Origin of the sequence: Bradyrhizobium sp. 141 (assembly GCF_023074055.1) — a bacterium.
Classification (GTDB): Bacteria; Pseudomonadota; Alphaproteobacteria; order Rhizobiales; family Xanthobacteraceae; genus Bradyrhizobium.
The window spans coordinates 1-10,669 of the sequence record NZ_JADPKR010000022.1 but is presented as its reverse complement, the minus strand read 5'-3'; the positions used below and the strand labels follow the sequence as shown (position 1 = coordinate 10,669).

The window sequence follows — 10,669 nt, the reverse complement described above, 5'->3', positions numbered from 1 at the left end:
CCTGCTTCTGCCCATCCTGCTGCACTGTCGCGACGATCAGGGCCGGCCGCTGCTCGGACCGCCACGAAGCGGGCGCGAGACCAGGGATTTTCTGCGCAATGCCCACGCCGATATTCCAGCGGCCGTCGAGGCCATGCGCCAATACTGGATGCCGATCCGCTACGCTCGCGCCCGCTGATCACCGCAGACGTGGGAGCTCATACCGGTTACAGTTGAGGAGAGCATACGCGTATCTGGCGTGCTGCATTCATGTTTCCTCCCCTGCAACGACTGGACTTATCTGTTCCGGGACTATGTTGCCGACGATCTGGTGCTTGCAGGAATGCCGCTCTCTGAGCTGCAACGGTTGGCTACGCCGGATCTTTCGAGCGAGGCACAATTCCGAATTGTCGCCCCATATTGGGATCGCATTCGCCATACCGGTTATGCCCAGGCGCTGCGCCACACGCTACGCGGTGTTTATGGCGAGGACGACTTGAATGCAGAAAGCGTGTTACGGATCGCTGAACATTACTGCGAGACCGTTCGGCCAGGCTTCTACGCTGCGATCATGCGTCGCGCCAACGTCGAAAGCTGCCAGGTCAGTTCAATGGAACGGATCTTCATGGAAACCGAACATCCGGCGCTACTCACGCAGGACGTTAGCATTCTCGAGTTTTGCCGATGCAGCATCGCTGACTTTGATCGCGTAGAGACTGAAACCGGCAAGCGGCCGTCGACGCTCGAAGAATGGTTGGATGTTATTGATTCCTACTTTGGGATGTATGGGCCGAAAGCCGCGGCGATGAGATGCCAAATTGCATATTCGCGCGCGCTTGATTTCGAACCGGTTTCCAGGGCACATGCAGCGGGGCTGTTTCTGCATCATGTCGGTCAGGTGCGGCATGCTTTAGGTTCCGAGGATTTGAAGGCGCTGCAGGACTTCCTCTTTCGCTACTGTGTTCGCAAGGCCGGTGAGCGCGGGTCGCCGGTCAAACTTCACACGGGATATTTGGCCGGCAGCGGCACGATGCAGCTCGCCCGGGTTCGGAGCAATGCCGCCGATCTTTGTCGGCTGCTTTTCCCGATACCCAATTCGCTCTGACGCACATTGGCTACCCATACCAGGAGGAGTTCATTGCGCTGGCCAAACATTATCCGAACGTGGCCATCGACATTGGCTGGGCATGGAGTGTCAATCCGGCGGCGGGGGTCCGCTTCTTAAAGGACTTTCTGCTGTCGGTTCCGGCTGAGAAGATCTTCACGTTTGGCGGCGGTTATATGGCTGTTGAGCTAATCTATGGCCATGCTTGTCTCGCCCGCCGCGGCATCGCGCAAGCGGTGTCCGAACTGGTCAATGAGGGATGGATCGCGCACGAGGAAACACCTGACCTCATCGAGCGGATCATGCCGGGCAACGCACTCCGCTTCTTTCCAAATCAAAGACCGTCTGCAGCACAAGAACACCGCGCAGGAACAGCTTCGACTCAGGCCATCCGCACATGAACGGAGCGGGGTTGGCCGGCGGAGTGTAAGCTCCAAGGGCGAGGTTGGATCAGGTAAGCTGTACCGGCCAAGTTCATGATGTTGCCGCAAACCGCAGCCTGCATCCAAATGGGGGGCTGGCTTCACATCGTTGGTCCAGAGTTAGTCTGCTGGCAGCTTATAGGGCCGGCATGCGAGTGACTCCGCAAGAGCTACACGGTCTCAGTATTTCTGCGTCCAAATGGCCCTTTTTGCGATCTTTCGTCAGAACTTCTCTTTACCATTCTCCGATCGTTCCTCGTTGCTTGAAGATTGTCGGGTGAGGGGGAGCTGGTCACATATTGCGCCAGCGGCCTCAGCCGGGCGTGATCGTCCTAGACCTCCTCGCCATCCGAGGCGCGGCTGCGAGAGCAAGTTGTCACCCCTTCCACTGATTAGCTCACTGAACATCGCACCTGAACTCGCCTGAGCAGGCAAAATCGGAAAGACAGAGTAATATGAGCTCACGCCCAGAGCTGCTACCGCTTGATACAATCGATCAGCTACCGTTCACGCCGGCTGAATACGACGAGCGACTCGCAGCATGTCGAAAGGCAATGTGCGAGCGCGACATAGATTTCCTGGTGCTCAATTCGCCAGAAAATATCTACTATCTTTCCGGCTTCATCACACGCGGGTACTATGTCTTTCAAGCACTTGTCGTGATGCATACCGGTAAGCCAATTCTCGTTGTGCGCCGGTACGAGCAGGCCAATGTCGAGCGGTTGTCCTATTATAAAGACATGGCGATATGGCACGACACCGAAATCCCGGCCGAGGTGCTAGCGAAGACCTTGTCCGATCTAGGCGCCGCGAAAAGGACGATCGGTATTGACGCCAACTCCTGGTTCCTTCCAGTGAGCGCTTACGAACGGCTGCGCGATTTGCTGCCTCAGGCGCTTTTCGTGAATGGGTCGCAGGTACTGGGCGACATACGTGCCACCAAATCTTGGCAGGAAGTCGCGTATATCCGTCGTGCGGCCGAAGCGCGCAACGCGGCATTTAGGGCTGCTCAGGAAGCTGCGCGTCCTGGCCGGACGGAGAATGAAGTAGCTGCTGCGTTCAATCATGCGGCTATCCTGGCCGGCAGTGGGTATGAGGCGGGTGCGCCCTATATCGTGTCTGGCCCCCGTATCGCGCTTCCACATGCCACTTGGTCCGGCCGTCGCATCGAGAGCGGCGATTTGGTTCAAGTTGCGGGGGCTGCCAATTGCAAGCGATACTGCGCGGTCCTGCTGCGGACGTGGTCCATGGGCAAGCCCACCGATAGAGTCCGCAAAGCGGCCGAAACGGCTATACGTGCACTAGATGCGGCTATAGCCGCTGTCAGACCTGGCGCAACTAGCGACGATGTCGATGCTGCCCGCCGCAGCGCTCTGGCTCGCGCGGGCGTGGCTAACGGTTTGGCCCACCGGACGGGCTACTCGGTTGGAATCGGCATCTGTCCAGGTTGGCTCGAAGATTCGGTCATAGAACTCAAGCATGGCGATCCGCGGGTCTTGAGAGCCGGAATGGTCTTCCATTTGGTTCAGGTGGCCCTCCCCGAGCCGGATGTGAGCGTTGGAATCGGCGTACAGGTGCTCGTGACCGATAGCGGGGCAGAAGTCATCCTGGATTACCCAATGGAAATCGAGTGTTCATGAGCTAAGCTAGGAGTGAGGACCGGTGGCCACCACATGGACCACGTGGAGTCGTACATGCCGGCGACCGGACTGCGGAAGTTCCGTAAGTGCTTCGTCGAATCGTGATAGTGCGAAGCTAGCCCAAGCACGATCCAGCTCGCAGTTGAGTCCGAGCAATCGCCTGTGAGCTTCTACCAGTGCCTAACTCGGTCGCGATTTTTGAGCCTGCCAAATCAGGAGCCGCTCACGCCACGAGGGCGTCAGTCACCGGCTGACGAGCGTTCGCCACAGTGTCCAAGCAGGCTGCGAAGACGTGCTGTGATATTGAGGACGAATCCAGCGGCCTTCGGCGATCCATCGCAGAATCTCTGCGATTACGGACCCATTTTTGCGGCCTTTCGGCGTGGTCGTCCGCCATACATCCATTTGAGCGTAAAGAGCAGGCCGAGGGACTGCTTCTGTTGTCCGCATGGCGCTCGAGGCTTTCGGCCCGCCCTCCGATCCAGGACGGCCGATGAACCAGCATCTCGGGGCGAGGTGGGAAGAGCCGCGTATGCCAATAAACTACGAACAGCTCATGGCCATGAAGACTCTTGGCCGAAAATACTGCTACAGCGATCAGGAGGTGATGCTTTATGCTCATGCAATCGGTATGGGCGCCGATCCCCTCAATGAAAGAGAGCTGGCTTTCGTCAATGAGGCGGCGGCGACGCCGCGTCCACTCAAGGTCGCGCCGAGCTTTGCCTCCGTGGTTGCTTCCGCGGCTGACCCCGGTGAGATGAAGTTTGATCGATCCGTAGACGGCGAACGCGATATTACTTTTCACCGGCCGCTCGCTGTCCCCGGGCATGGCACAGCCGATTCCTCCGTGCTTGCGATCTACGACAAAGGCAAGGAAAAGGGTGCAGTCGTCCGCTATCAGACCGTTGTAAAGAGCACCGATGGCGAACCGCCCGCAACCGTGGTGGCCGCGCTCTTCGCGCGTGGCGATGGCGGGTTTGGCGGGCCCTCTCGCGACCGGGCGCAGCCACACAAAGTGCCGACACGCACGCCGGACAGAACAATCGAGATCTCCACGCGTCCAGACCAGGCGCTGATCTACCGCCTTTGCGGCGACCGTAACCCGCTACATTCCGACCCGGAATTCGCCAGACGTGCCGGATTTCCCAAGCCCATCCTGCACGGTATGTGCACCTATGGAATCACGTGCCGCGCAATTCTGCAAACCTATGCCGACTATGATCCAAATGCCTTCAGGCGGCACGCCGCGCGATTTTCCTCGCCCGTTTATCCCGGCGATATTTTGACGATCGAGATGTGGAAGGACGGCAATGTGATCTCGTTTGAAGCTAAAGAAAGCGCGCGGCGTCATCGTGGTTAAGAATGGCTGGACGGTGCTTGAGTGATTTCAGGTGCGCCGCAAAGTCGTCGTCATGGTCCGTTTGCGCCGAGCTGGCGCTAGGATCAGTACATCGGAGGACCATATGGGACTACTCGACAGCAAGGTGGCGCTAATCACAGGCGCTGGCGGTGGCCTAGGTGAGGTCTATGCAAAGCTACTCGCGCGTGAGGGGGCGTCGGTTGTAGTAAATGATCTTGGCGTCGCGCGCGATGGGGGGTGCGCCAACCCCTCAATGGCTGAACGGGTAGTCGCGGCAATCAACGCAGAAGGCGGACGAGCGATATTCAAGAGCGCCGACATTTCCACGGCCGAGGGCGGGCAGTCGCTGTTCGGCGACGCGATTAAGCATTTCGGCCGGGCCGATATCCTGGTCAACAATGCCGGTGTCCTGCGCGACAAGACCTTTGCTAAATCCAATGAAGCGGATTGGGACAAGGTCATTAGGGTGCATCTCAAGGGCACCTACTGCGCTACGTTGCCGGTGTTCCGCTGGATGCGCAACAATGGTGGCGGTGTTATCGTCAATACGTCAGCGGGCGCAGGTCTGATCGGCAGTTTCGGCCAGTCGAACTACAGCGCCGCAAAAGCTGGAGTGTGGGGGTTCTCTAACACGCTGGCCATCGAGGGGCAAAAGTACAACATCCGCGTTTGGACGATCAATCCCAGCGCGCTGACCCGCTTGACTGCGGACCTGCCCGACTACGGAGAGACCGCTTTGGATCCGGAAGACATTGCGACAGTTGTGCTATACATGGTGAGCGATTTGTCTGGAGATCAAACGGGCAAGGTTCTCGGCGTGTCCGGTGCGCGCGGGGTACGCGAAATGCGCATGATGGAGACGGACGGTTGGAGGCCGCCGCGCGACGGCTAGCAAGTGCGCGGCATTGTAGAGCACGCAGACGAGATCTTCTTCTCCGAGGAGGAGCTCAAGAAGTCGGCACGGTACTCATGATGGGCCCCCGTTTGATGAGGCGACATATCGAAGACATGCAACAGAGCAGTTTACTCTGTGTCCAGTGCTAGCGGCGGTGCTGAGTTAGTGGATACGCTGGTGCCGCGCGTGTGAACTAACGCCCAGCCAGCTGACCATAGAAGACATAATGGATGAGCAAGGCGATGCTTGAAAACCTGCAATGCTATGTCGTCGGTGCTTACGAGCACCCTACGAGAGACGCTCCAAACAAGTCTGTCGTCCAGCTTCATGCCGAATGCGCCGCCGGCGCGCTCGCCGATGCCGGACTGACCAAAAGCGATGTCGACGGCTATTTTTGCGTAGACGATGTGCCGATCCTAACCATGATTGACTTTTTGAATCTGAAGGTGCGGCATTGCGACTCAACCGATACGGGCGGCAATTCGTCGTTGCTGCATATCGCGCACGCTGCCCAAGCCATCGCCGCCGGAAAATGCAACGTTGCTTTGGTTACTCTGGCGGGGCGGCCTCGCAGCGAGCAGCTTCTTCTGAGCGCGGCTAGGCCAGATATGATGTGGGAGGTACCGCTCCAGTATGAGCTGCTGGACATCTACGCGCTCGGCGCGCGCCGTCACATGTACGAGTACGGCACCACCAGCGAACAGCTAGCGTGGATCAAGGTCGCCGCGTCCCACCATGCGCAACACAACCCTCACGCGTTGCTCCGAAAGGTTGTAACCGTAGAAGATGTGCTGACGTCGCCTTTGGTCTCTGACCCCCTGCACAGGCTTGACTGCTGTGTTGTCTCTGACGGCGGCGGCGCCGTCGTGGTGACCCGTCCGGAAGTCGCCAAAACCCTCAAGCGTCCGCTGGTGAAGGTAGTTGGGGCGGGGGAGGCCGTTCAGGGACAATCAGCCGGTGCAGTCGAGCTAACTGCTTCAGCGGCCAGGCACTCAGGCGCGATTGCTTTTGCCGAAGCCGGCGTGAGGCCAAGCGATATCCAATACGCTTCGATTTACGACAGCTTCACCATAACCGTCCTCGTCGCGTTGGAGGATCTCGGGTTTTGCGAAAAGGGGCAGGGGGGTCGTTTTGTTGCCGACGGAAACCTCATTTCAGGGGTCGGTCGTCTGCCCTTCAATACGGATGGTGGCGGTCTTTGCAGTAATCACCCGAGTAGGGGCGGAATGACTAAAGTGATCGAAGCCGTCCGCCAGTTGCGTGGCGAGGCGCACCCAGCAGTCCAGGTTAGGGGCTGCACACTCGCGCTTGCGCACGGGACAGGAGGCAGGATGGGCACCCGCCACAGCAGCGCCACCCTCATTCTTGAGCGAGAGTAATCCGAATGCCCGTTATCCAAATCCGGTACAATCAACAAGTAGTTGGCGAAACGGCCATTGTTGCCATTGCCAAGAACCTGCCGGCCGTTGCCGCAAATGTACTCACTTGCGCTGAGAGCATTATTCTTGAGCCACAGCATATCATGCTGGAGATCGATCCTGCGAGAGCTCTCGACGTCAATTGTAAGGACATAAACGTGCGAGTGTGGTCGCACGATTTCCCGGGCCGGCGCGATCGTATCGACATGATTAGGAACCGCATCGCAAAAGAACTCTTAGCGCATCTGCCAAGCGGCGCTACCTGGTACGTATGGATCCTCCTCGCACCAACTTCGTATGGATCTGATACCGAAGAGGTGAGGTTATCGCTTGCTCGGCCAAATTGAGAACAGCGGGGGCAGCCTGTCGGGACCTGCAGAGGTCGAAGATTGACTTCCTGGCCACCGGTTCCAAATCGATCTGTTTTCTTGAAGGGAGGACACCGATGAACAGCATGCATTTCATCGAGCAAAGCCCAGAAACCAAGCCATTTTGGGATGCGGCTGCCATCGGTCGGTTCGTGCTGCCATGGTGCCGAGATTGCCACAGAACTCACTGGTATCCTCGTGGCAGCTGCCCGCATTGCTCGTCGACGAAGATCGACTGGCGAGATTCAGAAGGCAAGGGCGAGATTCACGCGTTCTCGGTAAACCGCCGTGGAAGAGCGCCATACGTACTCGCGTATGTAGCACTCAACGAGGGGCCGATTATATTGAGCAACGTGATCGATGCCGATCCGACTGCGCTGTCCATCGGCAGGAAAGTCAAAGCAGTCTTTAAGCCCGCCCCTGGGCAGCCGCCCGTTCCGCTCTTCGAGGTGCGCTAGGTACGAGCAGCCCAAGGTCCCCGTTCACTGTACCCGGACTGCTTCTTGTTAGAGCTGCGGCGCGCCTTGAGTGAAGCAGGAATCAGCAGGTACGCTCGAAAGACAGAAACTCACACAGTCGGCGTAAGGAAAGCGCTTTCCAGTCGCATTGCGAGAAATATCGACTGCGAGGTGTTGGATCGTTGATGTTCTTTGCGCTATCCGCATAGCGCTCGTTACACGGCATGGCCATCGAAGTGTGACAGCTGCGATCGATCACCCCCTTCGGCGGTTGAACTTCGCCGAAAAGCACGCCTGAACGATGAAAATTGGCCCAAATGATCCTGGTTCTGCAGCAACAAGAAAATGAAATATCTTACAAGTTCAGTACAACCAAAGAAACGATGGGATCTAACCATGACAGACAGCTCCCCCATGCCGCAGGGTCAACAGCCAAATCTTGGCAAGCCAGCAGTCTCGACGCTCCGACAGCAGGATGTCGCGCGTCAGCCGCTCCAAGGTATTCGCGTCGTCGATCTCACGCACGTCCTTGCGGGCCCTTCTTGCACCACCATCCTGGCGGATCTGGGGGCGGAAGTCGTAAAGGTTGAGAGGCTTGGCGTAGGCGATCTCGGTCGTCAAGTTGACCCTTTTCGTGAAGGGGAAAGCTACTACTTTGCTGGTCTCAATCGGAACAAGCGCAGCGTAGCTCTCGATCTCAAACGCGACGGAGCCAAGCGCGCCCTCGAAGAGCTGGTGCGGCGCGCAGATGTTCTTGTCGAGAATTACCGTCCGGGCATGCTCGAGGCGCTGGGTTTTGGCTATGAGCGGCTTCGCGAACTCAATCCTGCTCTCGTCGTGTGCTCCATCTCCGGCTTTGGACAGACGGGGCCCCTGCGGGAACATAAATCCTTCGATCTCGTCGCGCAGGCAATGACCGGGGTCATGAGCTTGACCGGCGAGCCGGGGCGGCCGCCGGTCCGGGCTGGTGTGCCGATCGGGGATATTCTTGCCGGAGTTTATGGGGCTGTCGCGATTGCCTCGGCCTTGGTTGGCCGGTCGAAGTCCGGCAAAGGCTGCGTCATTGATCTGAGCATGTTTGATACTCTCCTCACGTCATTCCCGTACTTCACGGGCTGCTATTTGGCGGATGGTCTCCTGTTCCCGCCAGTCGGTTCTGGCGATCCGAAAGTCGCTCCCTACGGCGCTTTTCCTGCAACCGACGGATACATTGCTATCGCGGTGTTTGGGGACGATTTCTGGCCACCATTGTGCCGTGCTATTGGACGACCGGAGCTCGCGGAAGATGCTGAACTGGCCAGCTCCGCCGGTCGTGTGCAACGGCGAGAAGCGGTGGAGTCAGCGCTCGTCGAGCGCTTGAAGACGAAGACGGTCGCGCAATGGTGCGAAATCTTCGCCGCGGCGGGTATTCCGCACGCGCCAGTTCTCAGCGTCGGAGCTGCACTGGACCATCCACACACGCTGGCACGGCGATTGATCGTGGAATTTGAGCATCAGAAGTGCGGAAACGTGAAAACCGTCGGCAGTCCCATCAATATCAACGGTGAATCTATCACCACGTCGGCAACGCCTGGCCCTATGTTGGGTGAGCACACCGAGCAGGTCCTGCACGAACTTGGCTACGACGCCCTGATGATTGCCCAGCTCCGGATGGAGCGCGCGATTGACTCCTGACGAGAACCTATCCAGTCCGAGGGATTGAACTTAATTGAGGAGGCGCGATCAAATGTCAGACCATCACCCGGCAGTCGTTTGGGACCAAAAGGGAGCAGTCGCTTACATAACACTCAACCGACCACAGGTGCTGAACGCCCACAACATGGAAATGGAGAAGATGCTCATGGAGTCGCTACGGCGATTTCAGAGTGACGATGAGCTGCTGGTCGCGGTACTCACAGGCGCCGGCGGTCGGGCCTTCTCGGTGGGAATGGATTTAAAGGAATTTGACGAAAAAGGTAGCCAAGGCAGGACGAACGAGCTTTGCCGTCTCGCGGATCTAGAGATATGGAAGCCTATAATCGCCGCCGTCGACGGCCACTGCGTAGCTGGCGGATTTGAGCTCGCTCTTCAGTGCGACATTCGCATAGCTACGTCTAAGTCTACGTTCGGCTTGCCTGAGCCGCGCTGGAATCTGATGGCGAATTATTTCGGTTGCCACAACCTTTCGAGGATGATTCCCTTGGGCGAAGCGCTCTACATGCAGCTCACCGGTAATAGGATCAGCGGCCAGGACGCGCTGCGTTGTGGGCTCGTGCACAGTCTTCACCCAGACAGAGACTCTCTGATGGAAGAAGCAGATACGATCGCCGAAGCGATCACTCTGTGTTCACCGCTAGCCATTCAGGCCATAAAACAGCTCGTCACAAAGGGACGGCACCTCCCGATCGAAGAGTCATACAGGATGGGAGAGCCGATGCTCCAGCACTTGCTACAGACTGAGGACGCGGTAGAGGGCGCCCGAGCGTTTGCGGAGAAACGTCAGCCCGTGTGGAAGATGAAGTAACCGCCCGGCGCTCGCGATCCGGTTCGCCACAGACTTTCTCCCATGCAAAGCTGCGATACGTATCCGTCGGGTGAAGGCGGGTGAAGGCCGCCTTGCCGTCTCCCTCCGGTGACGGCCGCCTTGTCCGGTTAAGGCGAGTGCTGTGTAACAGCGCTTATGGACAGCAATAAGTGCAGTGCTCAGGTCGAACGGTTCGAGGTTGTTGAGACTGGCCGGCGTCGGCGATGGACCGACGATGAGAAGGTCAAGATCGTCCTGGAGAGTTTGCAGGCCCCACGAGCCGTTTCGTCGACAGCTCGGCGATACGGCATCTCGCGCTCGCTGCTGCTGACTTGGCGGCGATCGTTTGCGGCCCGGGCGGGCGGTGATGAAGAGCCTCGGCCCGGGAGCTGTCGCCGAAAGTTGGTGACGGCGGGAATCGGGAAGGCGGCATATCGTGGGGGTGCTTGACGCCTCCACTTCTCCACCGAAGGAGCGATATGCCGTGTCCAACGATAACGTCATCCAACTGATTCAGCCAG

Annotated in this window: 9 protein-coding genes and 2 pseudogenes; all 11 read left to right on the top strand. The window is 58.2% G+C overall.

The annotated features are described in order from the left end of the window. Window positions 1–238 precede the first annotated feature (238 nt). Complete coding sequence (locus IVA81_RS07215; protein WP_247314184.1) at window positions 239–1,084, top strand: hypothetical protein; 846 nt, start codon at window positions 239–241, stop codon at window positions 1,082–1,084. Then, on the top strand, window positions 1,048–1,485 hold the full coding sequence (locus IVA81_RS07210; RefSeq protein ID WP_247314182.1) for an amidohydrolase family protein: 438 nt from the start codon (window positions 1,048–1,050) through the stop codon (window positions 1,483–1,485). Before IVA81_RS07215 ends, IVA81_RS07210 begins: the two co-directional genes overlap by 37 nt. Before the next feature lie 476 nt (window positions 1,486–1,961). Next, window positions 1,962–3,146, top strand: a complete 1,185-nt coding sequence (locus tag IVA81_RS07205; RefSeq protein ID WP_247314181.1) for a Xaa-Pro peptidase family protein — start codon at window positions 1,962–1,964, stop codon at window positions 3,144–3,146. Window positions 3,147–3,678: 532 nt separating this feature from the next. Further along, a pseudogene (locus tag IVA81_RS07200) lies at window positions 3,679–4,531 on the top strand (MaoC/PaaZ C-terminal domain-containing protein). A gap of 78 nt (window positions 4,532–4,609) precedes the next feature. Next, window positions 4,610–5,479: pseudogene (locus tag IVA81_RS07195) on the top strand (SDR family NAD(P)-dependent oxidoreductase). A 152-nt stretch (window positions 5,480–5,631) separates the two neighbouring features. Further along, a complete protein-coding gene (locus IVA81_RS07190) occupies window positions 5,632–6,780 on the top strand; it encodes a thiolase domain-containing protein (protein WP_247314179.1) in 1,149 nt (382 codons plus the stop codon). Between the two features lie 5 nt (window positions 6,781–6,785). Continuing rightward, window positions 6,786–7,166 (top strand): hypothetical protein, encoded by a 381-nt coding sequence (locus tag IVA81_RS07185; RefSeq protein WP_247314177.1) that lies wholly within the window; start codon window positions 6,786–6,788, stop codon window positions 7,164–7,166. A gap of 98 nt (window positions 7,167–7,264) precedes the next feature. Then, window positions 7,265–7,645, top strand: a complete 381-nt coding sequence (locus tag IVA81_RS07180; protein ID WP_247314175.1) for an OB-fold domain-containing protein — start codon at window positions 7,265–7,267, stop codon at window positions 7,643–7,645. 396 nt (window positions 7,646–8,041) lie between these two features. Then, window positions 8,042–9,319, top strand: coding sequence for a CoA transferase (locus IVA81_RS07175; RefSeq protein WP_247314173.1), 1,278 nt, complete (start codon window positions 8,042–8,044; stop codon window positions 9,317–9,319). Between the two features lie 52 nt (window positions 9,320–9,371). After that, window positions 9,372–10,148, top strand: a complete 777-nt coding sequence (locus IVA81_RS07170; protein WP_247314171.1) for an enoyl-CoA hydratase-related protein — start codon at window positions 9,372–9,374, stop codon at window positions 10,146–10,148. Between the two features lie 156 nt (window positions 10,149–10,304). Beyond that, window positions 10,305–10,598, top strand: a complete 294-nt coding sequence (locus IVA81_RS07165) for a transposase (protein ID WP_346659370.1) — start codon at window positions 10,305–10,307, stop codon at window positions 10,596–10,598. Window positions 10,599–10,669: the final 71 nt, after the last annotated feature.

Coding starts and splice junctions, on each gene's coding strand:
- IVA81_RS07165 (WP_346659370.1), top strand. CDS start 10,305: ATGGACAGCAATAAGTGCAGTGCTCAGGTCGAACGGTTCGAGGTTGTT.
- IVA81_RS07175 (WP_247314173.1), top strand. CDS start 8,042: ATGACAGACAGCTCCCCCATGCCGCAGGGTCAACAGCCAAATCTTGGC.
- IVA81_RS07170 (WP_247314171.1), top strand. CDS start 9,372: ATGTCAGACCATCACCCGGCAGTCGTTTGGGACCAAAAGGGAGCAGTC.
- IVA81_RS07185 (WP_247314177.1), top strand. CDS start 6,786: ATGCCCGTTATCCAAATCCGGTACAATCAACAAGTAGTTGGCGAAACG.
- IVA81_RS07190 (WP_247314179.1), top strand. CDS start 5,632: ATGAGCAAGGCGATGCTTGAAAACCTGCAATGCTATGTCGTCGGTGCT.
- IVA81_RS07205 (WP_247314181.1), top strand. CDS start 1,962: ATGAGCTCACGCCCAGAGCTGCTACCGCTTGATACAATCGATCAGCTA.
- IVA81_RS07180 (WP_247314175.1), top strand. CDS start 7,265: ATGAACAGCATGCATTTCATCGAGCAAAGCCCAGAAACCAAGCCATTT.